25 protein-coding genes are annotated in these 24,451 nt (G+C 71.7%); 21 read left to right on the plus strand and 4 right to left on the minus strand.

All coding sequences use genetic code 11. The annotated features are described in order from the left end of the window. Positions 1-61: 61 nt before the first annotated feature. The 4 genes from AAHF99_RS03850 to AAHF99_RS03865 all read left to right on the plus strand — a co-directional run bounded on the left by AAHF99_RS03850 (position 62) and on the right by AAHF99_RS03865 (position 6,357). The gene (locus tag AAHF99_RS03850) at positions 62-1,300 is read left to right on the plus strand and encodes a metallophosphoesterase family protein (RefSeq protein WP_342162734.1); all 1,239 of its coding nucleotides are present in this window, start codon (positions 62-64) and stop codon (positions 1,298-1,300) included. Beyond that, a complete protein-coding gene (locus AAHF99_RS03855; protein ID WP_342162735.1) occupies positions 1,300-4,782 on the plus strand; it encodes an AAA family ATPase in 3,483 nt (1,160 codons plus the stop codon). Before AAHF99_RS03850 ends, AAHF99_RS03855 begins: the two co-directional genes overlap by 1 nt. Before the next feature lie 229 nt (positions 4,783-5,011). Beyond that, the gene (locus AAHF99_RS03860; RefSeq protein WP_412759824.1) at positions 5,012-5,698 is read left to right on the plus strand and encodes a class I SAM-dependent methyltransferase; all 687 of its coding nucleotides are present in this window, start codon (positions 5,012-5,014) and stop codon (positions 5,696-5,698) included. 47 nt (positions 5,699-5,745) lie between these two features. After that, positions 5,746-6,357, plus strand: coding sequence for a hypothetical protein (locus AAHF99_RS03865; protein ID WP_243958755.1), 612 nt, complete (start codon positions 5,746-5,748; stop codon positions 6,355-6,357). 57 nt (positions 6,358-6,414) lie between these two features. Here the strand turns inward: AAHF99_RS03865 and AAHF99_RS03870 are convergent, their stop codons facing one another. Next, positions 6,415-8,076, minus strand: a complete 1,662-nt coding sequence (locus AAHF99_RS03870) for an aminotransferase class III-fold pyridoxal phosphate-dependent enzyme (protein WP_342162736.1) — start codon at positions 8,074-8,076, stop codon at positions 6,415-6,417. 35 nt (positions 8,077-8,111) lie between these two features. Between AAHF99_RS03870 and asd the strand changes: the two genes are divergently transcribed. The 6 genes from asd (at position 8,112) to phnE (AAHF99_RS03900) (ending at position 13,340) form a co-directional block, all read left to right on the plus strand. Further along, positions 8,112-8,987 (plus strand): archaetidylserine decarboxylase, encoded by an 876-nt coding sequence (gene asd / locus AAHF99_RS03875; protein WP_342162885.1) that lies wholly within the window; start codon positions 8,112-8,114, stop codon positions 8,985-8,987. Beyond that, complete coding sequence (locus tag AAHF99_RS03880) at positions 8,984-9,658, plus strand: DUF1045 domain-containing protein (protein ID WP_342162737.1); 675 nt, start codon at positions 8,984-8,986, stop codon at positions 9,656-9,658. The genes asd and AAHF99_RS03880 overlap by 4 nt, the downstream gene beginning before the upstream one ends. 87 nt (positions 9,659-9,745) lie before the next feature. Beyond that, on the plus strand, positions 9,746-10,576 hold the full coding sequence (gene phnC, locus AAHF99_RS03885) for a phosphonate ABC transporter ATP-binding protein (protein ID WP_342162738.1): 831 nt from the start codon (positions 9,746-9,748) through the stop codon (positions 10,574-10,576). Between the two features lie 76 nt (positions 10,577-10,652). Next, entirely contained in the window at positions 10,653-11,585 is a 933-nt protein-coding gene (gene phnD, locus AAHF99_RS03890) for a phosphonate ABC transporter substrate-binding protein (protein WP_342162739.1), read from the plus strand. Between the two features lie 7 nt (positions 11,586-11,592). After that, entirely contained in the window at positions 11,593-12,474 is an 882-nt protein-coding gene (phnE, locus tag AAHF99_RS03895) for a phosphonate ABC transporter, permease protein PhnE (RefSeq protein ID WP_342162740.1), read from the plus strand. Next, the gene (phnE, locus tag AAHF99_RS03900; RefSeq protein ID WP_342162741.1) at positions 12,471-13,340 is read left to right on the plus strand and encodes a phosphonate ABC transporter, permease protein PhnE; all 870 of its coding nucleotides are present in this window, start codon (positions 12,471-12,473) and stop codon (positions 13,338-13,340) included. Before phnE (AAHF99_RS03895) ends, phnE (AAHF99_RS03900) begins: the two co-directional genes overlap by 4 nt. 8 nt (positions 13,341-13,348) lie before the next feature. Here phnE (AAHF99_RS03900) and phnF read toward each other — a convergent pair whose 3' ends face one another. Continuing rightward, positions 13,349-14,119 (minus strand): phosphonate metabolism transcriptional regulator PhnF, encoded by a 771-nt coding sequence (gene phnF / locus AAHF99_RS03905; RefSeq protein WP_342162742.1) that lies wholly within the window; start codon positions 14,117-14,119, stop codon positions 13,349-13,351. A 63-nt stretch (positions 14,120-14,182) separates the two neighbouring features. Here phnF and phnG point away from each other — a divergent pair, with 63 nt between their 5' ends. From phnG to AAHF99_RS03950, 9 genes are read left to right on the plus strand one after another with little or no spacing between them, the layout of a single operon-like run. Further along, a complete protein-coding gene (gene phnG / locus AAHF99_RS03910; RefSeq protein WP_342162743.1) occupies positions 14,183-14,635 on the plus strand; it encodes a phosphonate C-P lyase system protein PhnG in 453 nt (150 codons plus the stop codon). A gap of 1 nt (position 14,636) precedes the next feature. Then, positions 14,637-15,221 carry a phosphonate C-P lyase system protein PhnH gene (gene phnH, locus AAHF99_RS03915; RefSeq protein WP_342162744.1) on the plus strand — a complete coding sequence of 195 codons (585 nt, stop codon included), beginning with the start codon at positions 14,637-14,639 and terminating at the stop codon, positions 15,219-15,221. Positions 15,222-15,225: 4 nt separating this feature from the next. After that, entirely contained in the window at positions 15,226-16,314 is a 1,089-nt protein-coding gene (locus AAHF99_RS03920) for a carbon-phosphorus lyase complex subunit (protein WP_342162745.1), read from the plus strand. Next, the gene (locus AAHF99_RS03925; RefSeq protein ID WP_342162746.1) at positions 16,311-17,147 is read left to right on the plus strand and encodes an alpha-D-ribose 1-methylphosphonate 5-phosphate C-P-lyase PhnJ; all 837 of its coding nucleotides are present in this window, start codon (positions 16,311-16,313) and stop codon (positions 17,145-17,147) included. The genes AAHF99_RS03920 and AAHF99_RS03925 overlap by 4 nt, the downstream gene beginning before the upstream one ends. Further along, complete coding sequence (gene phnK / locus AAHF99_RS03930) at positions 17,144-17,914, plus strand: phosphonate C-P lyase system protein PhnK (protein ID WP_342162747.1); 771 nt, start codon at positions 17,144-17,146, stop codon at positions 17,912-17,914. Before AAHF99_RS03925 ends, phnK begins: the two co-directional genes overlap by 4 nt. Next, positions 17,911-18,615: a phosphonate C-P lyase system protein PhnL gene (phnL, locus tag AAHF99_RS03935; RefSeq protein ID WP_342162748.1), complete on the plus strand. Its 705-nt coding sequence runs from the start codon at positions 17,911-17,913 to the stop codon at positions 18,613-18,615. Before phnK ends, phnL begins: the two co-directional genes overlap by 4 nt. 20 nt (positions 18,616-18,635) lie before the next feature. Next, the gene (locus AAHF99_RS03940; RefSeq protein WP_342162749.1) at positions 18,636-19,772 is read left to right on the plus strand and encodes an alpha-D-ribose 1-methylphosphonate 5-triphosphate diphosphatase; all 1,137 of its coding nucleotides are present in this window, start codon (positions 18,636-18,638) and stop codon (positions 19,770-19,772) included. Next, positions 19,772-20,308 (plus strand): phosphonate metabolism protein/1,5-bisphosphokinase (PRPP-forming) PhnN, encoded by a 537-nt coding sequence (gene phnN, locus AAHF99_RS03945; RefSeq protein ID WP_342162750.1) that lies wholly within the window; start codon positions 19,772-19,774, stop codon positions 20,306-20,308. Before AAHF99_RS03940 ends, phnN begins: the two co-directional genes overlap by 1 nt. Positions 20,309-20,367: 59 nt before the next feature. Further along, positions 20,368-20,607, plus strand: coding sequence for a hypothetical protein (locus AAHF99_RS03950; protein WP_342162751.1), 240 nt, complete (start codon positions 20,368-20,370; stop codon positions 20,605-20,607). A gap of 22 nt (positions 20,608-20,629) precedes the next feature. Here AAHF99_RS03950 and AAHF99_RS03955 read toward each other — a convergent pair whose 3' ends face one another. Further along, positions 20,630-22,120 (minus strand): carboxypeptidase M32, encoded by a 1,491-nt coding sequence (locus AAHF99_RS03955; RefSeq protein ID WP_342162752.1) that lies wholly within the window; start codon positions 22,118-22,120, stop codon positions 20,630-20,632. A gap of 13 nt (positions 22,121-22,133) precedes the next feature. Next, positions 22,134-23,723: a gamma-glutamyltransferase gene (ggt, locus tag AAHF99_RS03960; protein ID WP_342162753.1), complete on the minus strand. Its 1,590-nt coding sequence runs from the start codon at positions 23,721-23,723 to the stop codon at positions 22,134-22,136. 173 nt (positions 23,724-23,896) lie between these two features. Here ggt and AAHF99_RS03965 point away from each other — a divergent pair, with 173 nt between their 5' ends. Together AAHF99_RS03965 and AAHF99_RS03970 are read left to right on the plus strand one after the other, a co-directional pair. Continuing rightward, positions 23,897-24,145, plus strand: coding sequence for a type II toxin-antitoxin system ParD family antitoxin (locus AAHF99_RS03965; RefSeq protein ID WP_243958714.1), 249 nt, complete (start codon positions 23,897-23,899; stop codon positions 24,143-24,145). Continuing rightward, on the plus strand, positions 24,142-24,435 hold the full coding sequence (locus AAHF99_RS03970) for a type II toxin-antitoxin system RelE/ParE family toxin (protein WP_342162754.1): 294 nt from the start codon (positions 24,142-24,144) through the stop codon (positions 24,433-24,435). The genes AAHF99_RS03965 and AAHF99_RS03970 overlap by 4 nt, the downstream gene beginning before the upstream one ends. The last annotated feature ends 16 nt before the right edge of the window (positions 24,436-24,451 follow it).

Here is a 24,451-nt window from a genome sequence, read left to right on the forward strand (position 1 = left end):
CGCTCCCTTGAGCCGCCGCACCGGAACGTCCTAAGAACACCGGCCGTCGCCCAGGACCCGGATGTCGCGTTTCCAGTTCGTCCACGCCGCCGACCTTCATCTCGGCAGCCCGCTCACCGGGCTCGCCGGGCGCGATGCCGACCTTGCCCGGCGCCTCGCGGCGGCGGGGCGGGGGGCGTTCGAGGATCTCGTCACCGCCGCCATCGAGCGGAAGGTGGCCTTCGTCGTGGTGGCGGGGGACATCTACGACGGTGATTGGGCGGATGCCTCCATCGGCCTGTTCTTCGCCCGGCAGGTCGGGCGCCTCGACCGGGCCGGCATCCCCGTCGTGATGGTACGCGGCAACCACGATGCCGAGAGCGTCATCACCCGCTCGATCACCCTGCCGCCCTCCGTCCACGTCTTCCCCTCCAACCGGGCGACGACGCATCGGCTCGACGCCTGGAAGGTCGCCCTGCACGGGCGCAGTTTCCCGAACCGGGCGGTGGAGGAGAACATCGCGCTCGGCTATCCGGCCGCCGTGCCGGGATGGTTCAACCTCGGCGTACTGCACACCTCCTGCGCGGGCTATGCCGAACACGCCACCTACGCCCCGTGCTCGGTGCAGGATCTGGCGCTGCGCGGCTACGAATACTGGGCGCTCGGCCACATCCACGAGTATCAGGAGCTCTCCCAAGACCCGTGGATCGTCTTCCCCGGCAACCTCCAGGGTCGGAGCGTGCGCGAATGCGGCCCGCGCGGCGCGGTGCTCGTCACGGTGGAGGATGGGCGGGTGCGCGAGGTCGAGCGGCTGGTCTTCGACCGGGCGCGGTTCGAACGCCTCGCCGTCGATCTCTCCGGCGTGTCCGAGCCCTCGGTGGCCCATGAGCGGGTGGAGGCGGCCCTGCGCCCGCTCGCCCCGGTCGCGGCCTCGCGCCTGATCCTCGTGCGCGTCCACCTGACCGGCGAGAGCGCCGCCCATGACCGGCTCTGCGCCGACCGGGACGACCTCGCCGCCGAGGTGCAGGCCGCCGCGCACCGGGTGCACGAGGAGATCTGGCTGGAACGGCTGAAGGTCGAGACGCGCCGGCCCCAAGCCGAGATCCCCGCCCTCGCGGCGGGCATCGACCCCAGCGCCCTGATGGCCGACATCGACCGCGATCCGGAGTTCCGCGAGCGCGCCCAGGCGGCGCTGGCCGAGATCGTCCGCAAGATGCCCGCCGGTGTCGCGGACGAGGCCGCCATCGAGGCCGAGTTCGACGCGCTCTGCGCCGAGGCGCAGGCCCTCGTCCTTGGGCGCCTCTCCGGGCGGAGCTGCTGATGCGCCTCCTCAACCTCACCCTGGAGCGCTTCGGCGCCTTCACCGACCGCACCCTGACCTTCCGGCCGGATGCCCGGCTGCACGTGGTGCTCGGCGCCAACGAGGCCGGCAAGAGCACCGCGCTCGCTGCCGTCACCGACCTGCTGTTCGGTTTCGGCAAGAGCACCGATTACGCCTTCCTGCACGACATGCCGTCGCTGCGCATCGGCGCCGAGATCGCCTCGGCCGACGGGCGGCGCCTCGCCTTCCGCCGCCGCAAGGGCAATGCCCGCACCCTCGTCGATGGAGCGGACGCGGCCCTGCCTGACGATGCCCTGGCGCCGTTCCTCGGCGGGCTGTCGCGCCCGGTCTTCTGCCGCGCCTTCGGCCTCGATGCCGAAGCCCTGCGAAAGGGCGGCAAGGAGATGGTCGCCGTGGAGGGCGAGGTCGGCGCAAGCCTGTTCGCGGCGGGCTCCGGCCTGCGCGGCCTCACCGAGTTGCAGGCCCGGCTCGACGGCGAGGCCGAGGCGATCTTCACCCCGCGCAAGGCGGGGCACCGCACCTTCTACCAAGCCCTCGACCGGTGGCAGGATTCGCGCAAGGCCGAGCGCGAGACCGGCCTCTCCCCCGCCGAGTGGCGGCAGCTCAACGAGACCATCGACACGGCGGGCGCGGACCTCGACGCGCTGCGCACCGAGCGCGGGCGCCTCGCCGCCGCGCGGGCGCGGCTCGAACGCCTGAAGCGGGCGGGGCCGGTTCTGGCCGAGATCGACGCCCTGGAAGCCCGCCTCGCGGAGGATCCTCTCGCCGTCGAGGCGGACGGCGCCTGGATCGCGCGGCTCGGGCAGGCGCTGGCCGAATGCCGCGCCGCCGAGGTCGAGGCCGCCCGCGCCGCCGCCGCCCTCGCCAGGGCGCGGGCCGAGGTCGAGGCGCTGCCCCCGGCGGCGCCCCTCGCGCTGCGCGCGGAGGAGATCCTGGAGGCGTTCCGGGGCATCGACCGCTTCGAGAAGGACGGGACCGATCTCACTCGCCTGCGCGGCGAGGCCGAGCGGGCCGAACAGGCCCTCGACCGGCTCTGCGCCCGGCTGGGCTTGCGCAGCCGCGAGGCCCTGGCCGACGCCCTCCCCACCGACGCCGTCCGCGCCGGGATCGAGCGCCTTTTGCGCGAGGGCCGGGCGCTCGATGCCGCCGAGGCCCAGGCGGCGCGGGAGGCCGAGACCGCCCGCGCCGAGCGCGACCGCCTGATCCGCGAGGGCGAGGCAGCCGGCTCCGTCCTCGATCCCGCTCCCTTGCGCGAGATGCTGCGCCCCTTCGTGCGCCTGCGCGAGACCATCGCCCGGCACCGGGAATTCGAGGACGGCATCCGCCGGGCCGCCGACTTCCTGCGCGACCGGGCGGGACGCCTCTCGCCGTCCATCGCCGACCCCGCCGCCCTGGCGCGGACCCCGCTCCCCTCGGCGGAGGCCATCGGGCGGTTCCAGACCCTTCTGGACGAGGCGGCGCGGGAGCGCGGGCGGGTCGCCGACCGCCTCGCCGCCGCCCGCCGCCGGGTCGTGGAGATCCGCGTGCGACTGGACGAGCGCGAGGCCGCCGGGCCGGTGGCGACGCAGGAGCGATTGGCCGCCCTGCGCGAGGCCCGCTCCGGCGCCTTCGCCCCCCTGCGCGATGCCCTGATCGCCGGAACCGGCGCCGCTCCCGAGGCCGTCGCCGCCTTCGAGCGGGCGGTGGAGGCTGCCGACCGTCTCGCCGACGCCCGCGCAGAGGATGCGGCGCGGGTCGCGGCCCATGCCGCCGACCAGCACCGCCTCGCGGCCTGCCTCGCCGAGGTGGCCGAGGAGGAAGCTGCGCTCACGGCCTGCGAGGCCGATGTCGCCGAGGGCGAGGCCGCGTGGCAGGAGGCCTGGCGGGGTGCCGGCATCCGCCCCGGCCCGCCCGTCGAGATGGCCCGCTGGCTCGCCGAGGCGCAGGCGGTGATCGGGGCCGAGCAGGACCTCGCCGACGAGCGCATCAGCCGCGACCGCTACGCCGCCGAAATCGCGGCGGCCCGGGAGCCCCTGGCGGCCCTCTGCACCCGCGCCGGGATGGAGGTGCTGCCGGGGCTCGACCTCACCGCCCTGCTCGACGGGCTGGAGGGGCACCTGCGCGCCCTCGCCACGAAGTGGGAGGCCGGGCGGGAGGCGACCGGCCGGCTCGGTGCCGCCCGACAGGCAGCCGAGCGGCAGGAGGCGATCCTGGCCGAGACGGCCGCCCGCCGCGCCCTCTGGCGCGACACCTGGGCCGGCGCGGTCACGGCGCTCGCGCTGCCCGTGAGCGCCGGCCTGGAGGAGGCCGAGGGTGCCTTGGCCGCGTGGCGCGACGTGCCCCAGGCCCTGGCGCAGCATTCGGATCTCGCCCGCCGGGTGAGGGGTCTGGTCCGCGACCGGGACCTGTTCCAATCCGCCGCCGCGTCCCTGGTGGGCGACCTCGCGCCCGACCTCGCCGACATGTCGCCGGGCGCCGGCATCCGCACGCTGCACACCCGCCTCGAAGCGGCCCAGGCCGAGGCCGTCCGCCGGACGGAGCTGACGCGGTTGCAGGACGCCGCCGGGCGCGCCGCCGCCGAGGCCGCGAGCGAGGGCGAGGTGGCGCGGGGCCGGCTCGTCGCCCTCGCCTCCGAGCGGCTGCCGGACGAGGCGGCGCCCTCCCTGGACGACCTCGCCGCCCTGCATGCCCGGCTCGACGCCCGCGAGCGGCTGCGCGGGGACCTCGCCCGATTGCGCGGGCGCGACCTCGCCACCGCCGGTGACGGGCTGTCGGAGGCGGATCTGCGCGCGGGCCTCGCCGAGACCCCGCCCGAGGCGATCGAGGCCGGTCTGGCGGCGTTGGTCGCCGAGGCCGAGGCGGTCGAGGACCGTAGCCGGGTCGTCTATTCAGACCGCGAGCGCGAGCTGGCCCGCCGCGCCGAACTCGAAGGCGGCACGGGCGCCGAACTGGCGCTCGCCGCGCGCAAGGGCGCCGAGGCGCAGATGCAGGAGGCGGCCCGTTCCTGGGCGGTGCTGCGGCTGGCCGGGATGATGCTCGGCGCGGCCGTCGCCAAGCACCGCGCAGGACAACAGGATCCCATGATCACACGGGCCGGGATCCTGTTCCGGCGATTGACCGGCGGCGGCTTCGACGGTCTCGCCCAGAGCTACGACGAGGACGACACGCCCCGCCTCGTGGGGCGGCGTGCGGCGGGGGGCGAACTCGTCGGCATCGAGGCCATGAGCGAGGGCACCCGCGACCAGCTCTACCTCGCCCTGCGCCTCGCCCATCTGGAGGATTACGCCGGCCGCGCCGAGCCCGCGCCCTTCGTCGGCGACGACCTGTTCTCGACCTTCGACGATGCCCGCACCGCCCACGGGCTCGAAACCCTGGCCGAAATCGGCGGCACGGTGCAGCCGATCCTGTTCACCCACCACCGCCACGTCGCCGAGATCGCGACAGCGCGGCTCGGTTCCGCCGTGGACGTGCTGTCGCTGTAGCGCACGGCACGGCGACGGCGCGCGTTATTTGCCGACTTATGTGCGTATCGCCCGCGTATTCAAGCGGTAAGCCGGCTAGTTAAAACTTGCAACGCGCGATCCAATAGTGCGCGTATCGTGCACGGTGTCACAGAACATTCAAAAATCAACCATACATCTGCTGTCGGCTTCGCATCGAGGCGGGCGGGCTCCCTGCCTGACGCCACCGCCTGAGGGAAGGTTTCGACACTTGGCCATCGGATTGGACAGCCGGGATTCCTCCCGGCCGGGCGCGCTCGGCGCTGCCCTGAACCGTGACGGGGTTGCGCGGGCCTACGGGCGCTGGGCGCCCGTCTACGATCTCGTCTTCGGGCCCGTCTTCGCCCGGGGCCGCAGCCTCGCCGCCTCGGCGGCGGAGCGCGTCGGCGGGCGGGTGCTCGAAGTGGGCGTCGGCACCGGCCTGTCGCTGCCGGCCTATGCCAAGTCGCGCAGCGTCTTCGGCATCGATATCTCGGCGCCCATGCTGGAGAAGGCGGAGGCGCGGGTGAAGCGTCTCGGCCTGCGCAACGTCGAGCGTCTGGCGGTGATGGATGCCGAACGCCTCGAACTGCCCGACGAATCCTTCGACGTGGTGGTGGCGCAGTACGTCGTGACGGCGGTGCCGAATCCGGAAGCCGCCCTCGATGAGTTCGCCCGTGTGCTCCGGCCCGGCGGCGAGATCATCATCACCAGCCGGATCGGCGCCGAAACCGGCCTGCGCAAGGCCATCGAGCACGCGCTGGCCCCCATCACCAGCCGGCTGGGCTGGCGCACGGAGTTTCCGTGGGCGCGCTACACGACCTGGGCCGCCGCCGCGCCCGGCATCGAGATCGTGGAGCGACGGGAACTGCCGCCGCTCGGCCACTTCTCCCTCATCCGCATGCGCAAGACGGCCTGACCGGCCGCTTCCTTCCCCGCAGAAATCACAGAACGGAGTGTCGAGGCATGGCCAGCTTCAGGGAAGCGCTGCGCACCCAGCGATGGGATGACCACCGCTACTATCACCACAACCTCATCAACCAGAGCCTGCACGTGGTCAGCGCCATCTGCTTCCTGGTGGCCTACGTGCTGGCGTTCAAGGATCCGGCCAAGGCCGCCCTGGTCGGCTGGCTCCTGGCGATGACGAGCCGTCAGGCGGGGCATCTGTTCTTCGAGCCGAAGGGCTACGATCACGTCAACCACGCGACCCACGAGCACAAGGAAGAGATCAAGGTCGGCTACAACCTGCAGCGTAAGATCGTGCTGCTCTCGATCTGGGTGCTGTCGCCCCTGCCGCTGTACTTCAGCCCGAGCTTCTTCGGCCTGCTCACCCCGGCGGCGGATTGGTCCGGCGTGGTGCACAATGTCGGCTGGGTCTGGCTGTGGCTGGCGCTCGGTGGCCTGCTCTTCCGCGTCGGCCAGCTCTGCATCCAACAGAGTGTGCAGACCGGCGTGGTCTGGGCGACCAAGATCCTCACCGACCCGTTCCACGACATCAAGCTCTACCACAAGGCGCCGCTGCGGCTGCTCCAGGGCGAGATGATCGACGAGGAAGAGCAGGCCGAACACCACGCCTGATCCATTCCTCACGGGACTGCGCCCCTTCCCCCTCGCGGGGGGAGGGGCTTTTTCGTGTCAGGCCCTCGGCGCCAGCCCGAGCCGCACCCGCGCCGCTTCCTTCAGCACCGAGCGGCGGATCGCCTTGTCGGTGGTCTCCGGCCCGTCCCACCAGCGGTCGGCCTTCATCGCCGCGCAGGCGGCGAGGAACCGCTCGGCCACGGTGGCGAATTCGGCTTCGCCATAGGCGAGGCTGAAGATCAGCCGGCCGGTGCCGACCCAGGACAGGTGCAGCCCCGCCGACCGCAGGTAGAATTGCAGCATCCAATTGTAGCGGGAGGGCCGGGTGTAGAGCACGGTCCAGACCGTCGAGAGGTTGGCGACCCGCACCGGCAGGCCCGCCTCCTCCAGCCGCCGGTTCAGCGCGGCGGCCCGCCCGTCCCAGGTGGCGTCGAGGCCGTCGTACAGCGCCGCGACCTCCGGCGTGTCCAGCCTGTCGAGGAAGGCGGCCATGGCCCCCATCACCTGCGGATGGGCGTTGAAGGTGCCGCGCGCGAAGCAGATGTCGACCGGCCTGTCCTCGCGGTAGCGGCGCATCAGGTCGGCCCGGCCGCAGAGCACGCCCACCGGCAACCCGCCGCCGAGCGTCTTGCCGTAGGTCACGAGGTCGGCGCGGACGTTGAAGTATTCCTGCGCGCCGCCCTTCGCGAGGCGGAAGCCCAGGAAGACCTCATCGAGAATGAGAACGATGCCGCGCTTGGTGCAGACCTCGCGCAGCTTGGCGAGCCATTCCGTGTAGGCGGCGCGGTCGAAATGCGCCTTGCGGGCGCTGTCGACCAGGGCCGAATCGGACGGGGCGCCCGCGTTCGGGTGCAGGGCCTGCAACGGATTCACGAGGACGCAGGCCACATCCTTGCGGGTAGCGAGGACATGCAACGTCCGCTCGGACATCTCGGCCAGCGTCAGCGTGTCGTTGGCCGCGACAGGGTTGCCGATGCCCGGCTGCACGTCGCCCCACCAGCCGTGATAGGCGCCGCAGAACCGGACGATCCGGCGCTTGCCGGTGTGGTAGCGGGCAAGCCGCACCGCCTGCATCACCGCCTCGGTGCCGGACATGTGGAACGACACCTCGTCGAGGCCGGAGAGCGCCTTCAGCCGGGCGACGTTGTGGGCCACCACCGGGTGGAGCGAGCCGAGCACCGGCCCCAGGGCCGCGACGCGGGCGGCCCCGTCCTCCAGGCAGGCCCGGTAGAAATCGACGCCGAACAGGTTCACGCCGTAGGAGCCGGCGAGGTCGTGGAACGCGTTGCCGTCGAGATCGGTGATCGTGACCCCGTTCGAGGCGGCCATGAAGGCGCCCGCGCCGAGATTCCGGCGGACGGGCTCCGCGAACTGGAACGGCACCCGGTAGAGGCCGGTGAATTGCAGGTCCGAGAGGCCGGCGCGGACGTTCTCGGTCTCGGCGCGGCTCTTGGCGAAGCGCGTGCGGAACTCGTCCGACAGGCGGGCGAAGGCGGCCTCGCGGGCCTGCGCCACCGCTTCGGCCGGATCGTCAGCGCGGAAGAACTGTCGTGAATCGTAGGCATAGGCTGGGATCTGGCGGGCGATTCGCCGGGCCATCCGGGCATGGCCGGTCAGCGACGGGTGCTTCGCTCGCGAGAGCTGAAGGCGCCGCACGGTGGGCGGCAGGGCGAGGGCGACCGCCGCGGCGGCCGACAGGGAAGTGAGAAGCGCGTCCATCACGGTCGCGGCTAACGGGAACGGTTCACGCGATGATGACGCTTCGCACCGCGTTGGGCCGAATCGGCGCGCAGGAAGACCTGAACTTCCTTCTCACCAACCGCCTCCCCCGGCGCCTCGCCACCCAGGCCATGGGCCGAGTCAGCCGCATCGAGCAGCCTCTGGTGCGGGATGCCTCCCTCTTCCTGTGGAGGCTGTTCTGCGACGTCGATCTTTCCGACGCGAAGGAGACGCGCTTCAAGAGCCTGCACGACGCCTTCGTGCGCGAGTTGCGGCCCGGCGCGCGGATCGTGGACCCGGACCCCGCCGTATTGGTCAGCCCCTCCGACGCGATCCTCGGGGCGAACGGCACCGTCTCGGCCGGGCAGGTGCTGCAGGTGAAGGGCAGCGCCTATCGCCTCGCCGACCTTCTGCAGGACGAGGCCCTGGCCCGCGCCCACGAGGGCTGTGCCTACGCGACGCTTCGCCTGACGGCGGGGATGTACCACCGCTTCCACGCCCCCGCCGATCTGCGGGTCGATTCGGTGCGCCACCTCTGGGGCGATACGTGGAACGTGAACCCCATCGCCCTGAAGCGCGTCGAGGCCCTGTTCTGCCGCAACGAGCGGGCGGTGATTCGCGTGCGCCTGGACGACGGGGCGGCGATGACCCTCGTGCCGGTGGCGGCGATCCTCGTGGCCGGGCTGAAGCTCGGCTTCCTGGCCGAGGGGAACGATCTGCGGGCGACGGGCGAGCGCACGCTTCCCTGCTCCGCGCACCTGACGAAGGGCGCGGAGATGGGTTGGTTCGAGCACGGCTCGACCATCGTGGTGCTGGCCCCGCCGGGCTACACCCTCGCGCCGGGCTTGCGCGAGGGCGCGCGGCTGCGCATGGGCGAGAGGCTTCTTCTCAGCCCCGGAGCCACCCGATGAGCGAACCCCGCTACGCGATCTACGCGCTGCCGGAACCGGGCTCGGCGCTGGAGGCCTTCGGCCGGGCCGTGCTCGGTTACGACAGCGCCTCCGGCGAGGCCGTGCCGCAGGAGCCCGGCCTCGCGGAGGTCACGGCGGGTGCGCGGGTCTACGGCTTCCACGCGACGCTCAAGGCGCCGATGCGCCTCGCCGCTGGGGTGGACGAGGCCGCCCTGCTGGCGATGGCCGAACGGCTCGCGGCCGCGCATCCGCCGGTCGAGGTGGGGCCTCTAGCGGTGGCGGCGCTGGGCCGCTTCCTCGCGCTGGTGCCGGTGGCGCCGCCGCCCGCCCTCGGGCTGTTCGCGGCGGAATGCGTCGCCGCGTTCGAGCCGCTGCGCGCGCCCCTCACCGAGGCCGAGCGGACCAAGCGCCGGCCGGAGCGGCTGAGCCCCCGCGCCCGCGCGCTCCTCGACGCCTGGGGCTATCCGCACGTCTTCGAGGAATTCCGCTTCCACATGACCCTCACCGACGCCCTTCCCGAGGAGGCGCAGGCCGACTGGCACGCCCGTCTGACGGAGGCATTCCGGGACAGCGGCGCCGGGCCGCTCACGATCCGCTCCCTCGGCATCCTGCGCCAGGACGGACAGGCGCCGTTCCGGCTGCTGGCGCGCATTCCTTTCGAAGGCGGCTAACAATACCTTGGAATACTTCGCCGGCAATCGTCATCCAAGTGTCGTGCAAGCTGTGTCTACGGAACCCAGTTATTTCCGGATTCCCGAATGCTGGTCATCGACAACCTGACGCGTCAATACGGTGATCGCCGTGCCCTGGACGGGGTGTCCCTGCGGATCGAGCCGGGTAGCTTCGTCGGGGTGATCGGCCGGTCGGGCGCGGGAAAGTCAACGCTGCTGCGCCTCGTCAACCGCCTCGCCGAGCCGAGTTCCGGCCGCATCCTGCACGGCAGCACGGACGTCACCGCCCTCAGCGGCCGGCGCCTGCGCGACTGGCGGGCGCGCTGCGCCATGATCTTCCAGCAATTCAACCTCGTCGGCCGGCTCGACGTGATGACCAACGTGCTGATGGGCCGGCTGAGCCATGTGCCGAGCCACCGCTCGCTCCTGCGGCTGTGGTCCGAGGCCGACCGCGCCATGGCGCTCGCCGCCCTCGACGGGTTCGACATGGGCCAGTTCGCCGCCGTGCGGGCGGACCAGCTCTCCGGCGGCCAGCAGCAGCGCGTCGCCATCGCCCGCGCCCTGGTGCAGGAGCCGGAGATCATCCTGGCGGACGAGCCCGTCGCCTCCCTCGATCCGCGCAACACGCGCCTCGTGATGGATGCCCTGGCGGAGGTGAACAAGCGCTACGGCATCACCGTGGTGTGCAACCTCCATTCGCTGGATCTCGCCCGCGCCTATTGCGACCGCCTCGTCGGGCTGGTGGCCGGGCGGGTGGTGTTCGACGGGCGCGGCTTCGACCTGACCGAGGACGTGGCGCGCCGCCTCTACGGCCTGGAGGCCGGCGAGGTGCTGGACGACGACGCGGCGGGAAACTCCCCCTTCCCGCCCATGCCGATCCCGGCGGGCCCGATCCGCGAAGCCGCGCTCGGCGCCTGAGAACCGGACACGAGGAAACGCCCCGTGATGCGCCCGGCCTTCAGGCCGGGTGCCGATTTGCGAACGGAGATTCACGATGATCACGAGACGGTTTCTCACCGGCGCCGCCCTGGCGTTCGGGCTCTTCGGCGGCGCGGCCCAGGCGGCGGATGACTGGAAGGCGCAATATCCCGAGCTGACCCTCGCCGTGATCCCGGCCGAGAACGCCTCCGGCACGACCGACCGCTACGCCCCGCTCACCGAGTACCTGACCAAGGAAGTCGGCGTGCCGGTGAAGCTGCGCGTCGCCAACGACTACGCGGCGGTGATCGAGGGCCAGCGCGCCGGCAACATCCAGATCGCCTTCTATGGCCCGGCCTCCTTCGCCCGCGCGGTGATGACCGGCGTGAAGATCGAGCCCATCGTCAACCAGAAGCATGAGACCGGCGTTTCGGGCTATTACTCGGTCATCTACGTGAAGGCCGACAGCCCCTATAAGACGATCGAGGATCTGAAGGGCAAGAACCTCGCCCTGGTCGATCCGAACTCCACCTCCGGCAACCAAGCCCCGCGCTTCTTCCTGAAGAAGGCCGGGTACGAGGTGGACAAGTTCTTCGGCAAGACGGTCTTCGCCGGCAGCCACGAGAACGCCGTCCTCGCGCTCACCCAGGGCACCGCCGACGCGGCGGCGAACCTCTGGAATGCCGAGGACGACACCATGGTCACGCGCATGGTGGCCAAGGGCGTGCTCAAGAACGCCGACGGCAGCCCGATGAAGCAATCGGATTTCCGCGTGGTGTTCAAGTCGGAGTTCCTGCCGGAAGGCCCCTTCGCGATGCTGGATTCCCTGCCGGCCGAGCTGAAGACGAAGCTCCGCACCGCCTTCGAGGCGCTGCCGACCAAGGACAAGGCCGCCTTCGACCGCCTGTCCGATGGCAAGGACAAGGGCCTCACCCCGGTGACGCTGAAGGATTACCAGCCGATCATCGACATGCTGAAGTTCAACGACGAGCAGCGCCGGAAGTCGTGATACAGCCTTGCGCCGCCTGACGCCCCTTCCGCCCCAGCGGGCCGCCGACCTTGTCGGACGTTACGCCGCCGAGCGGGCGGGCGCCCGGCGGCGCGTCCTCATCGGGCTCGCGGTGATGGCGGTGCTCGTCGTCCTCGCCGGTTACGCGGCCGAGGTGCGCCCCCTCTTGCTGGCCGCCAACATCGACAAGTTCACGGCCTATCTCGGCCAGATCCTGCCGGTGTTGCGGCCCGCCCATCTCGGGGAGGATGTCGCCGAATGGTATTGGGGCCTGCCGAAATGGCTGAAGCTCCTCGGCGAGACGCTGCTGATGGCCTATCTCGGCACCCTGCTTGGGGCGGTCGGCGGGTTCGTCCTGTGCTTCGTCGCGGCGGGCAACCTCGTGCGAAGCGCCGCCCTGCGCTTCGCCGCCAAGCGCTACCTCGAAATCTGCCGGACGGTGCCGGAGATCGTCTTCGCGCTGATCTTCGTCATCGCCTTCGGCCTCGGCCCGATGGTCGGGGTGCTGGCGCTGGCGATCCACACCACGGGTGCGCTCGGCAAGCTGTTCTCAGAGGTGGTCGAGAACATCGACATGAAGCCGGTCGAGGGGCTTACCGGCACGGGGGCGAGCTGGGTCGAGACGGTGCGCTTCGCCGTGCTGCCGCAGGTCCTGTCGAACTTCGCCTCCTACGCGCTGCTGCGCTTCGAGATCAACGTGCGCGGCGCGGGCGTGATGGGGTTCGTCGGCGCGGGCGGGATCGGGCAGGAATTGCTGATCGCGATTCGCAACTTCTACTACTCTGACGTCAGCGCGATCCTCCTGCTGATCGTGCTCACCGTCTTCGCCATCGATCTCGGCACCGAGAAGCTGCGCCATCACCTGATCGGCGCGGAGGGGACGCAATGACCGGGCGCACCCCGTCCTCCCTGCGCGCCACGGCGCTCGCCGAACTGGATGTGATCCGCGCCCGCCATCCGGAGCAGTTCCGCACGGACATCGCGGGCCGCCTGCGCCTCCTGGCGGTGCTCGGCGCCGTCCTCGGGCTCGCCGCCTACGGGATGTGGGCGCTCGAATTCTCGCTGGCGCGCATCCTCGGCGGCCTCGGGCGTCTCGGCGGTTTCGCGCTGGAGATGCTGCCGCCGAGCGCCGGCGGGCGCTTCGGGGTGTTCCTCCACGCGCTCGCGGAAACTCTCGGCATCGCCTTCCTCGGCACGCTCACGGCGGCGATCCTCGCCTTCCCCGTGGCCTTCCTGGCGGCGCGGAACGTGGTGCCGAACCCGTTCGCGCGGTTCGCCGTGCGACGGGGGCTCGACGTGATCCGTTCGGTCGATGTGCTGATCTGGGCGCTCATCTGGATCAATGTCGTCGGGCTCGGCCCCTTCGCTGGCGCGCTCGCCATCGCGTGCTCGGATGTCGGGGCCTTCGGCAAACTGTTCTCCGAGGCCATCGAAACCTGCGACCGGAGGCCCGCCGAGGGTGTCGTCGCCTCGGGCGGCTCGGCGCTCCACCGCATCCGCTTCGGCCTCATCCCCGGCGTGCTGCCGGTGCTGGCGAGCCAGGTGCTGTACTTCTTCGAGTCGAACACCCGCTCCGCGACGATCATCGGCATCGTCGGGGCAGGCGGCATCGGCCAGTACCTCACGGAACTGATCCGCGTCTTGGAACTGCAGCAGGTCGCGTTCCTGGTGCTGATGATCCTCGTGACCGTCGCGGTGATCGATTGGGTTTCCGGGCGCCTGCGCCGGGCGATCATCGGTGGCGCGGCGCGGTGAGCGGGGGCCTAGGTGCCCACCACCACTTCCACCCGGTCCGCCGCGAAGACCGCCCGGTTGGCCTGCACCGGCACGCCCGCGCCGTCGACGTTCACGCTCGACACGACGATGACCACGCGCCCCGGCGTCAGATCGAGCCGGGCGGCCTCGGCCGGGTCGGCGAGGCGGGCGCGGATGCGCGTCGAGAGGCGGGTGTAGTCGGGCACGCCGCAGGCCGCGAGCGCCCGCGTGATCGAGCCGGACGCCGCATAGGCCTCCGCGAAGCCGGCGAAGCGCGGCAGGGGCAGCCATGTCCGCGCGGTGGAGAGCGGCACGCCGTCCGCCCTATGGACGGTGACGAGTTCGATCAGCGGGGCGCCCTCGCCGATGCCGAGCAACGCCGCGCCCTCGGCGTCGGCCTGGACCTCCGCCTGGGCCACGAGATCGCCCCAGGGTTCCCGCCCGGCCCCGGTGACGATCTCGGAGAAGCGGGTGCGCCGGCCGATCGGGTAGGCGAGGGGCGGTGCCTCCACGAAGGTGCCGCGCCCCTGGCTCGCGCGGATCAGCCCCCGCTCGGCGAGCGTCCCCAGCGCCCGGCGGACGGTGTGCCGGTTCACGCCGAAGCGCATGGCCAGCACCGCCTCGGTGGGAAGCTGCGTCCCCTGCGCCAACTTGCCCGCCGCGATCTCCGATTCGAGGGCATCCGCGATCTGCCGCCACGCGGCGAGACCCGCCCCACGGCTCAACGCTTCGACCGGTTCACTCACGCAGGCCCCGCCCTCCTGGAACAGCGGCGTCATACAAACTTCATTTGCGCTCCCGGCGCCAGTTGTCTACACATATAGACAAGCACGGAGGTCGTCATGGACGTGGCTGATCGGGACGCGGGGACGGAGGCGCGCAGGAGCGTCATGGCCCTCTGCACCGCCGCGACGGCGGACGAACTCGCCCGCGCCCTCATCGGGCTCGGCGCCCCGGAGGCCGAGGACCTGCGCGCGCCGGAAATTGGGCTGGTGATGGCCACCGGCCGCATCGGCGGCGACGGGCGGCCCTTCAACCTCGGGGAGGTCAGCGTCACCCGCGCCGCCGTGCGGCTGGCCGATGGGCGGACGGGCTTCGCCTACCATCTCGGCCGCGACCGGCGCCGCGCCCGGCAGGCCGCCATCCTCGACGCCCTCTGGCAGGGCGACCGTGCGGGGGTCGAGGCGGCGCTTGCCCCCGTCGCCCGGCGGCAGGCCGAGGAGCAGGCCGCAGAGGCCCGGCGCATCGCCGCGACGCGGGTCGATTTCCTGACGCTCGCCCGTGGGGAGGATTGAGATGCTGCGCCCTGGCTTCCGCGATCCCGTCCACGACGCGCAGGGCGTGTTCCGCGCCGTGCTCGACGCCCTGGCCCGGCCGGGGACGATCCACGCCATTTCAACGCACCTCGATCCGCCGCAGCCCCTGACGCCCGAACTCGCGGCCATCGCCCTAGCGCTGACCGATGGCGACACGCCGGTCTGGCTCGATCCCGCGCTGGCCGCATCCCCCGAGGTCGCCGCGTATCTGCGCTTCCACACCGGGGCGCCGCTGACCGACGATCCGGCGCGGGCCGCCTTCGCCTTCGTGCGGGAAGCGGGGCGCTGCCCGCCGCTCGCCGCCTTCGCGCAAGGCACGCCGGCCTATCCCGACGGCTCGACCACGCTCGTCCTCGCGCTGGATGCCCTCGATACCGGGGCGGGCCTGCGCTTCACCGGGCCGGGCATCCGCGGCACGGCGGATCTCGCGCTGGCGCCGATGCCGCCGGGCTGGCCCGGCGCGCTGCGGGAGAACCATGCCGGCTTCCCCCTCGGGGTCGATGGCCTGCTCACAGCGCCCGGCCGCGTGGCCGGGTTGCCGCGCTCGACCGCCGTGGAGGGCTGAGCCGATGTATGTAGCCGTGAAGGGCGGCGAAGCCGCCATCGACAACGCCCACCGTCTCCTCGCGGAGGTGCGCCGGGGCGATCCGGCGGTGCCGGAACTGACCGTCGCGCAGATCCGCGAGCAGATGGCCCTGCTGGTGGACCGGGTGATGGCCGAGGGCTCGCTCAACGATCCCGACCTCGCGGCGCTGGCGCTGAAGCAGGCGCGGGGCGACGTGGTGGAGGCGGTGTTCCTCGTGCGCGCCTTCCGCACGACGCTGCCGCGCTTCGGCGCCTCGGTGCCCCTCGACACGGGGGCGATGGCCCTGCGGCGGCGGGTCTCCGCGACCTTCAAGGACCTGCCCGGCGGGCAGGTGTTGGGGCCGACCTTCGACTACACGCACCGCCTCGTGGATTTCGCCCTCGCCGGGGACGGCGACCCCGAGGCGGCGGCCGAGGCCGAGCCCCGCGAGGACGCCGCATCGACGCCCCGCGTGACGGATCTCCTCGGGCGGGACGGGCTGATCGAGCCCTCGCCGCAGGACGACGGCACGCCGCTGCCCGACATCACCCGCGAGCCGGTCGATTACCCCTGCGACCGGGCGACGAGGCTGCAAGCCCTGGCGCGGGGCGACGAGGGCTTCATCCTGGCGCTCGGCTATTCGACCCAGCGCGGCTACGGGCGCACCCACCCCTTCGTGGGCGAGATCCGGGTCGGCACGGTCGAGGTCGAGTTCGTGCCGGAGGAGCTGGGCGTCCCCGTGCCGCTCGGCACCGTGCAGGTCACGGAGTGCCAGATGGTCAACCAGTTCAAGGGCTCGCGCGTGGTGCCGCCGCAATTCACGCGGGGCTACGGGCTGGTCTTCGGCCAGAGCGAGCGCAAGGCCATGGCCATGGCGCTGGTGGACCGGGCTTTGCGGGCGGGCGAGTTGGGCGAGCCCCTGGCGAGCCCGGCGCAGGACCAGGAATTCGTCCTGGCCCATTGCGACAGCCTTCAGGCGACGGGCTTCGTGGAGCACCTGAAGCTGCCCCACTACGTCGATTTCCAGGCGGAACTCGAACTGGTGCGCCGCCTGCGCACCGAGTTCGAAGCCGGGCGGGAGGCTGCGGAATGAGCGAGGCCTACAACTTCGCCTATCTGGATGAGGGCACCAAGCGGATGATCCGCCGGGCGCTGCTGAAGGCGGTGGCGGTGCCGGGCTATCAGGTGCCCTTCGCCTCCCGCGAGATGCCGATGCCCTACGGCTGGGGTACGGGCGGCGTGCAGGTGACGGCGGCGATCCTTGGCCGGTCGGACGTGCTCAAGGTCATCGACCAGGGGGCCGACGACACGACGAACGCCGTCTCGATCCGCCGCTTCTTCGCCAAGACCGCAGGCGTCGCCACCACCACCCGCACCACCGAGGCAAGTGTCATCCAGACCCGCCACCGCATCCCCGAGACGCCGCTGCACGAGGGCCAGACGCTGGTCTATCAGGTGCCGATCCCGGAGCCCCTGCGCTTCCTCGAACCGCGCGAGACCGAGACGCGCCAGATGCACGCTCTGGCCGAATACGGTCTGATGCACGTGAAGCTCTACGAGGACATCAGCCGCCACGGCCACATCGCGACCACCTACGCCTATCCGGTGGAAGTGGCAGGCCGCTACGTGATGGACCCGTCGCCGACGCCGAAATTCGACAACCCCAAGATGGACGATTGTCCGGCGCTCCAACTCTTCGGCGCGGGGCGCGAGCGGCGGATCTATGCCGTGCCGCCCTACACGACAGTCCGCAGCCTCGATTTCGAGGACCATCCGTTCCGGGTGCAGACTTTCACCGAGCCCTGCGCCCTGTGCGGGGCGCGCGGGCACTACCTCGATGAGGTCGTCACCGACGATGCCGGCGGGCGGATGTACATCTGCTCCGACACCGATGCCTGCGAGACCCGCCGGGAGGACGCGCGATGACCCCGCTGCTCTCGGCTCACGGCCTCACCAAGTCCTACGGCCCCCGTAAGGCCTGCGATGGCGTCGACATCGACGTCACCGAGGGGGAAGTGCTGGCGATCGTCGGGGAATCGGGCTCGGGCAAGTCGACCCTACTCTCGATGCTCGCGGGCGAACTGGCCCCGGATGGCGGCGAGGTCCGCTACCGCGATCGGGAGGGCCGGGTGCGCTCGCTCGGGGAGATCGGCCCGGCGGAACTCCGGGCGCTCGCCCGCACCGATTGGGGCTTCGTCCGGCAGGACGCGGCGCAGGGCCTGCGCATGGCGGTCTCGGCCGGCGGCAATGTCGGCGAGCGCCTGATGGGGCTCGGGCAGCGCCACTACGGCAACATCCGCGCCCAGGCGCTCGATTGGCTCGACCGCGTCGAGATCGCCGCCGACCGGATCGACGATCCGCCGACGCGCTTCTCCGGCGGCATGCGCCAGCGGTTGCAGATCGCCCGCAACCTCGTCACCGCGCCGCGCCTCGTGCTGATGGACGAGCCGACCTCCGGGCTCGACGTCTCGGTGCAGGCACGCCTCCTCGACCTGATCCGGCGGCTCTCGGGCGAACTCGGCCTCGCCGTCGTCATCGTCACCCACGACCTCGCCGTGGCGCGGCTCTTGTCCCACCGCATCGCCGTGATGCGTGCGGGCAAGGTGGTTGAAACCGGCCTGACCGATCAGGTGCTGGACGACCCCGCCGACGCCTACACCCAACTCCTCGTCTCCTCGGTGCTCGCCGCATGACCACCGCCCTCGACTTCCGCGACGTCGCCAAGAGCTTCACCCTGCACCTGCGCGGCGGCACCGTGCTGCCGGTGGTCTTAGGCGCGACCTTTTCCGTCGCGCCCGGCGAATGCGCCGTGCTGTGGGGGCCGTCCGGGGCGGGCAAGTCCTCGCTGCTGCGCATGGCCTACGGCAATTATCGCTGCGATTCCGGCGCGATCCTCGTCCGCGACGGCGAGCGCGTGGTGGACGTGGCCCGCGCCGCCCCCCGCGACGTGCTGGCGCTCCGGGCGCGGACCATGTCCTACGTCTCGCAATTCCTGCGGGTGATCCCCCGCGTGTCGGCCCGCGACGTGGTCGAGGCGGCGGGCCGCGAGGGCGGGCTGTCCGAGGGCGAGGCCCGCGACCGGGCGGGCGACCTCCTCGCCCGGCTGAACTTGCCGGAGCGGCTGTGGGGCCTGCCGCCCGCGACCTTCTCCGGCGGCGAGCAGCAGCGGGTGAACATCGCCCGGGGGCTGATCGCGCCCCGGCCGATCCTCCTGCTGGACGAGCCGACCGCCTCCCTCGACGCGGAGAACCGCGCCGTGGTGGCGGATCTCATCGCCGAGCGCCGGAGGGCGGGCGCTGCGATCCTCGGCATCGTCCACGATGCGGCCATGCGCGAGGCCATCGGCGGGCGGATCATCGACGTGACCGCGTTCGGCACGGCGCGGGCGGCATGACGGGCAAGGACGGGACTTCGATGAAGGATTTCGTGATCGAGAACGCCACCCTCGTGCTGCCCGACCGGGTGCAGCACGGCTGGCTCGCGGTGGTCGACGGGCGCATCGCGGAGATCGGAGAGGGGCGGGCGCCGGAGCGCGGCCTCGACCTCGGCGGCGACCACCTGATCCCCGGCCTGATCGAGCTGCACACCGACCACCTCGAGAGCCATTACGCCCCCCGGCCGAAGGTGCGCTGGCATCCCCTTGGCGCCGTCCTCGCCTACGATTCGCAGATCGCGGCATCGGGCATCACCACGGTGTTCGATTCCCTGCGCGCGGGCAGCGACCCGGACGGCAGCGGGCTCGGCCCCGAACTCGACGCCCTCGCGCAGGCCATCGACACGGCGCGGCAGGGCGACCTGCTCCGGGCCGAGCACCGCACGCATCTGCGCTGCGAATTGCCCTCGGACGACGTGATCTCCACCGTCGAAACCTTCGCGGCCCGCTACACGATCGACCTGATCTCGCTGATGGACCACACCCCCGGCCAGCGGCAGTTCCGGGACATCGGCAAGTACGAGACCTACGCCACGCGCGGAGGTCGCTCCCTCGACGAAATCCGCAAGGCGACCGCCTGGAAGATCGAGAAGGGCCGGGCGCTCAACGCGGTGAACCGCCCGGCCCTCGTGGCGCTGGCCCAGGCGAAGGGCATTCCGCTCGCGAGCCATGACGACACCACGCTGGGCGATGTCGATCTCGCCTCCGGCGAGGGCGTGGCGCTCGCCGAATTCCCCACCACCCGCGAGGCGGCCGAGGCCGCCCACGGGCGCGGCATCACCGTGATGATGGGGGCGCCGAACCTCCTGCGCGGGGGCTCGCATTCCGGCAACGTCGCGGCGCAGGACCTCGCGGAGGCCGGCTTCCTCGACATCCTGTCCTCGGATTACGTGCCCGCGAGCCTCGCCATGGCCGCGTTCGTGATCCCCGAGCGGGTGGCGGGCATCGGCCTGCCCGAGGCCATCGCCACGGTGACGGCCAACCCCGCCCGCGCTACGGGCCTCACTGACCGGGGCGAATTGCGGCCCGGCCTGCGCGCCGACCTCGCCCGCGTGCGCCTCGCCGCCGGCATCCCGGTGATGCGCGAGGTGTGGCGCGCCGGCCTCCGGGTGGTGTGATGGGCTTCGTCCTCGTCGTCGGCCCGAGCGGAGCGGGCAAGGACACGCTGATCCGCATGGCGCGGGAGGCGCTGGCCGACGAGCCCAGCATCGTCTTCCCGCAGCGCCTCGTCACGCGCCCGCCCTCGGCCGACGAGGACAACGCGCCCATCGACGACGACGCCTTCGCCCGCGCCGAGGCGGAGGGGCGCTTCGCCTTGTCCTGGCGGGCGCACGGGCTCGGCTATGCCCTGCCGGCCCATTGCGGTCGCCTCGCGCGCGGCGGGCGCGTGGTGGTGAGCAACGTCTCCCGCCGGATCGTGGCGGAGGCCCGGTCCCGCTACCCCGGCACGCAGGTGGTGAAGATCACCGCGCCGCTTGAGGTGCTGGCGCAACGGCTCGCGGCGCGGGCGCGGGCGCAGGACGGCGACCTCTCGGCCCGCCTCGCCCGGCAGGCCAGCGTCGAGCCGGATCTGACCATCGACAATGCCGGGGCGCCGGAGGAAGGAGCGAGAATACTGATCCACTTCTTGCGTGACCTTCGGGCCGGCCAGTAAGCGGAACCGTATTCGGGCGTTCACCGTTGCTGGGCACCTGTGATTGCAAGGAGCCCACCATGCGTCTGTTCGTCCCCGCCGCCGCGCTTCTGCTGGCCGGCCTGACGCCGCATTTCGCCGCCGCCCAGACCACCGTCATCGAGCGCGACCGCCCCGACACCATCGTGATCGACCGCCCGTCCACCGAGAGCAAGACCGTCGAGACCCGCGAGAGCAGCGACGGCTGTTCCTCGAAGACCGTCACGAAGACCAACGACATGGGCGATCGCAAGACCGTCCATAAGGAGAGCTGCGATTGATCGCGCGGCGCGCGATGGGGGCTCACGCTCCCAGGTAGCGCGCCTCCAGATGCGACCGGAACGCCGCCGTCCCGAGCGGTGAGCCGGTCGCGTCGCTCAGGAGCGCGTCGGTGGAAAGCAGACTGCCTCGCTCGTGGATATGGGTCCGCAGCCACTCCCGCAGCGGGCCGAAATCGCCCTCCGCGAGGCAGCCCGGCAGGGCCGGCTCCGCGTCCTTCGCCGCGCGGAACAGTTGCGCCGCCGCCAGCGCCCCGAGGGTGTAGGTCGGGAAGTAGCCGAAGGCTCCGCTCGGCCAGTGGATGTCCTGAAGGCATCCGAGCCGGTCGTTCGGCACGGTGAGCCCCAGCAACTCGTGGATCCCGTCGTTGAACGCGCCCGGCAGGTCGGCCACCGCGAGGTCGCCCGCGATCATCGCCGTCTCCAGCCGGTAGCGCAGCAGGATGTGGGCCGGATAGGTCGCCTCGTCGGCATCGACCCGGATGAAGCCCGGCTCGACGCGGGTGTAGAGGCGGAACAGGTTCTCCGGCTCCCAGGCGGGGCCTGAGCGGCCGAAGGCCTCGCGCAGCAGCGGGGCGAGGTAGGTCAGGAACTCGCGGCTGCGGCAGGCCTGCATCTCCACGATCAGCGATTGGCTTTCGTGCAGGCTCATGCCCCGCGCCGATCCCACGGGCTGGTGGCGCCACGCGGCCGGGCGGCCCTGTTCGTAGAGGGCGTGGCCGGTCTCGTGCAGCACGCCCAACAGCGCGCGGGAGAAGTCGCCCTCGTCGTAGCGGGTGGTGATGCGCACGTCGTCCGTGGCCCCGCCGCAGAACGGATGGAGGCTGATGTCGAGCCGCCCGCGCCCCTCGTCGAAGCCGAGCGCCCGCATCAGCGTCAGGCCGAGCTGCCGCTGGGTCTCGATGGGGAAGGGGCCATCGAGGGGCAGGGGCGCGCCCGCCGCCTCCTGCCGCGCCCGCGCCTGCGCGATCAGGCCGGGGAGCCACGCGGTGAGATCCGCGAAGAGCGGGTCGATCACCGCCCGGCGCATCCCCGGATCGTAGCCGTCGAGCAGGGCGTCGTAGGGATCGAGGCCAAGCACGGCCCCCTTGGCCTGCCCGATCTCGCGCTCCAGCCGCAGCAGTTCCGCGAGGTAGGGGGCGAGGCGGGCGAAATCCGCGTCCCGGCGGGCCTCCCGCCAGACCATCTCCGAGCGGGACCGCGCCCGCGATTCCGCTTCCACGAGGTCGCGGGGCACCGCCGCCCCGTGGATGTAGGCCCGGCGCATCTCGGTGAGGTTGGCGGCGGGCCAGCCGTCGAGACCGCCCGCGCGCTCGGCCTCCGCCAGGGTGTCGGCGGTCTCGGGCGCCGTGAGGATCTCGTGGGCGAGGCCGCGCAGCGCCGCGAGCTGTTCGCCGCGCGTCTCGGCCGCGCCCTCCGGCATCAGCGTCTGCGCGTCCCAGCCGAGGATGCCGGCCGCGCCCTCGACGGCCGAGAGCCGCGCGAACCGAGCTTCGAGGGAGGAATAGGCGTTCATCCGATATCCCGTGTCAGTAACCCAGCGCGCTGCCATCCTTGCGCGGATCGGAGCCGGCCGACAGCGTGCCGGCCTGCCGGTCGATCCAGATGATCTGCCCGCCGCCCAGCGGCAAGGGCGCCCGCAGCACCGGATGGCCGCGCTCGGCAAGTCCCGCCATAACCGCGTCGGGAATGGCGCTCTCCAGTTCGAGGCCGCCGCCATAGGCGAAGCTCCGCGGCGCGTCGAGGGCTTCCTGCACGTCGAGCCCCCGGTCGAGGATGCCGCTCAGCAGCTCGACATGGCCCATGGCCTGGTAATGCCCGCCCATCACGCCGAAGGGCGCGACTGCCCGGCCGTCCTTCATCACCATGCCGGGGATGATCGTGTGCATCGGCCGCTTGCCGGGGCCGATGCTGTTCGGGTGGCCGGGATCGGTACGGAACGACAGGCCGCGATTGTGCAGCAGCACGCCGCTTTCCGGCGCCAAGATGCCGGAGCCGAACCCCTGGAAGATCGAGTTGATGAGGGAGAGCGCGTTGCCGTCCCGGTCGACCACGCAGAGATAGACCGTGTCCTTGTGGGCGACGGTCTCGGCGGCCTCGGGATAGAGCACCGGCTCCTGGGCGCGGGCCATGTCGATGTCGCCCCGCGCCGCCGCGTGCCACGCATCCGACAGCAGGTGCGAGATCGGCACCTTCGCGAGGTCGGAATCGCCGAACAGCGCATCGCGGTGATGGTAGGCCTGCTTGCACGCCTCGGCGAAGAGGTGGGTCCGGTCGAGGTCCGACAGCGCGCCGACATCGTAGGGCGCCAGCACGTTGAACATCATCAGCGCGGCGAGGCCCTGGCCGGCGGGCGGGCATTCGTAGACGTCGTAGCCGCGATAGCGGGTCGCGACGGGCGTCACCGTGTCGGCGCGGGCGCGGGCGAAATCCTCCAGCGTGTGCAGGCCGCCGAGGCGGGTGAGCTTGCCCACCATGTCCTGCGCGACGGGGCCCTCATAGAAGCCCTTCGGCCCATGTTCCGCGATCCGCCGCAGGGTAGCGGCGAGGCGCGGCAGGCGCACCACGCTCCCGATCAGGGGAGCCTGCCCCTCGCGCAGGTAAACGGTGGCGGCGTCAGCATCGCCTGCCACGCGCGGCACGCAGCGCGCCCAGTCCCAGCCGACGCGCGGCTGCACGACAAAGCCGTTCTCCGCGTAGCCGATGGCCGGCTGCAGCAACTCGCCGAGGGACTTGGTGCCGTGCTCGCGCACCATCGTGTCCCAGGCCGCGACGGCGCCGGGGATGGTGACGGCATGGGGGGAATCCGGGGCGATGCCGGTCTTGTGCTCGGCGTACCAGTCCGGTGTGGCGGCGGCCGGGGCGCGGCCCGACCCGTCGATGGAAACCGGCACGGAGGCACCCGCCGGGGCGTAGAGGGCGAAGCAATCGCCGCCGATGCCGGTCATCAGCGGATCGACCACGCATTGCACCGCCACCGCCGCGATGCCCGCATCGACAGCATTCCCGCCCGCGCGCAGCACCTCGATGGCCGCCAGCGTCGAGAGCGGATGGGACGTCGCCACGGCGGCGTTGGCCGCATGGACGGGGGAACGGCCGGGGCGGGAGAAGTCTCTCAACGTCGATACTCGTGCGAAGCGTGGGGGGAGGGCCCGAGACCCGTCGGCTGGCCCGACCGGGCTAGCCTGAGCCCGTGGGATGCCACATGCAAGCACGGGACATGCCGTCGATGGAGACTTGAGCCTTCCCCTCAAGTTTGGCAAAGTTTGCCATCGCGGTGGAGGGAGTCGGCATGGCGACCATGAACGTCTCGCTTCCCGATCCGATGAAGGATTGGGTCGAGGCCCAGGCTAGGAACGGCCGATACAGCAATACCAGTGATTACGTCCGCGACTTGATCCGGCGGGATCAGGAACGCCTCGGCGCCATCGCGGAGCTTCAGTCCCTGATCGACCGGGGCCTCGAGAGCGGCGTCAGCCACCGAACGGAAGAAGACATCCGTCGTCTCTCCCGTGAGCGTGCGGCCGTCCGCGACTCGTGAGCTACCGGACGACCGAGCAGGCCGACGAGGATATCGTCGGCATCTATCTCCAGGGGGAACGACTCTTTGGAGTAACGCGGGCCGAGCGCTATCAGGATGGACTCTTTCGAACCTTCGCGCTGCTCGCGTCGCAGCCCAATATGGCCCGGTTGCGCAACGAATTCACGCCGCCCGTTCGGTTGTATCCCTACGGTGCCCACGTCGTCGTCTATACCGCCACGGGCGATCACATCTTGATCGTCCGCGTCCTGCATGGCCGGCAGGATTGGCTGGCGCGACTGTCGCAGTGATGAAGGAAGGCGGGGG

Origin of the sequence: Methylobacterium litchii (assembly GCF_038442315.1) — a bacterium.
Classification (GTDB): domain Bacteria; phylum Pseudomonadota; class Alphaproteobacteria; order Rhizobiales; family Beijerinckiaceae; genus Methylobacterium; species Methylobacterium litchii.

What these genes read in the sequence shown, in the direction of transcription:
- AAHF99_RS03850 (WP_342162734.1), top strand. Translation starts at nt 62, where the DNA reads ATGTCGCGTTTCCAGTTCGTCCACGCCGCCGACCTTCATCTCGGCAGC.
- AAHF99_RS03855 (WP_342162735.1), top strand. Translation starts at nt 1,300, where the DNA reads ATGCGCCTCCTCAACCTCACCCTGGAGCGCTTCGGCGCCTTCACCGAC.
- AAHF99_RS03865 (WP_243958755.1), top strand. Translation starts at nt 5,746, where the DNA reads ATGGCCAGCTTCAGGGAAGCGCTGCGCACCCAGCGATGGGATGACCAC.
- AAHF99_RS03870 (WP_342162736.1), bottom strand. Translation starts at nt 8,076, where the DNA reads ATGGACGCGCTTCTCACTTCCCTGTCGGCCGCCGCGGCGGTCGCCCTC.
- asd (WP_342162885.1), top strand. Translation starts at nt 8,112, where the DNA reads ATGACGCTTCGCACCGCGTTGGGCCGAATCGGCGCGCAGGAAGACCTG.
- AAHF99_RS03880 (WP_342162737.1), top strand. Translation starts at nt 8,984, where the DNA reads ATGAGCGAACCCCGCTACGCGATCTACGCGCTGCCGGAACCGGGCTCG.
- phnC (WP_342162738.1), top strand. Translation starts at nt 9,746, where the DNA reads ATGCTGGTCATCGACAACCTGACGCGTCAATACGGTGATCGCCGTGCC.
- phnD (WP_342162739.1), top strand. Translation starts at nt 10,653, where the DNA reads ATGATCACGAGACGGTTTCTCACCGGCGCCGCCCTGGCGTTCGGGCTC.
- phnE (WP_342162741.1), top strand. Translation starts at nt 12,471, where the DNA reads ATGACCGGGCGCACCCCGTCCTCCCTGCGCGCCACGGCGCTCGCCGAA.
- phnF (WP_342162742.1), bottom strand. Translation starts at nt 14,119, where the DNA reads ATGACGCCGCTGTTCCAGGAGGGCGGGGCCTGCGTGAGTGAACCGGTC.
- phnG (WP_342162743.1), top strand. Translation starts at nt 14,183, where the DNA reads ATGGACGTGGCTGATCGGGACGCGGGGACGGAGGCGCGCAGGAGCGTC.
- phnH (WP_342162744.1), top strand. Translation starts at nt 14,637, where the DNA reads ATGCTGCGCCCTGGCTTCCGCGATCCCGTCCACGACGCGCAGGGCGTG.
- AAHF99_RS03920 (WP_342162745.1), top strand. Translation starts at nt 15,226, where the DNA reads ATGTATGTAGCCGTGAAGGGCGGCGAAGCCGCCATCGACAACGCCCAC.
- AAHF99_RS03925 (WP_342162746.1), top strand. Translation starts at nt 16,311, where the DNA reads ATGAGCGAGGCCTACAACTTCGCCTATCTGGATGAGGGCACCAAGCGG.
- phnK (WP_342162747.1), top strand. Translation starts at nt 17,144, where the DNA reads ATGACCCCGCTGCTCTCGGCTCACGGCCTCACCAAGTCCTACGGCCCC.
- phnL (WP_342162748.1), top strand. Translation starts at nt 17,911, where the DNA reads ATGACCACCGCCCTCGACTTCCGCGACGTCGCCAAGAGCTTCACCCTG.
- AAHF99_RS03940 (WP_342162749.1), top strand. Translation starts at nt 18,636, where the DNA reads ATGAAGGATTTCGTGATCGAGAACGCCACCCTCGTGCTGCCCGACCGG.
- phnN (WP_342162750.1), top strand. Translation starts at nt 19,772, where the DNA reads ATGGGCTTCGTCCTCGTCGTCGGCCCGAGCGGAGCGGGCAAGGACACG.
- AAHF99_RS03950 (WP_342162751.1), top strand. Translation starts at nt 20,368, where the DNA reads ATGCGTCTGTTCGTCCCCGCCGCCGCGCTTCTGCTGGCCGGCCTGACG.
- AAHF99_RS03955 (WP_342162752.1), bottom strand. Translation starts at nt 22,120, where the DNA reads ATGAACGCCTATTCCTCCCTCGAAGCTCGGTTCGCGCGGCTCTCGGCC.
- AAHF99_RS03965 (WP_243958714.1), top strand. Translation starts at nt 23,897, where the DNA reads ATGGCGACCATGAACGTCTCGCTTCCCGATCCGATGAAGGATTGGGTC.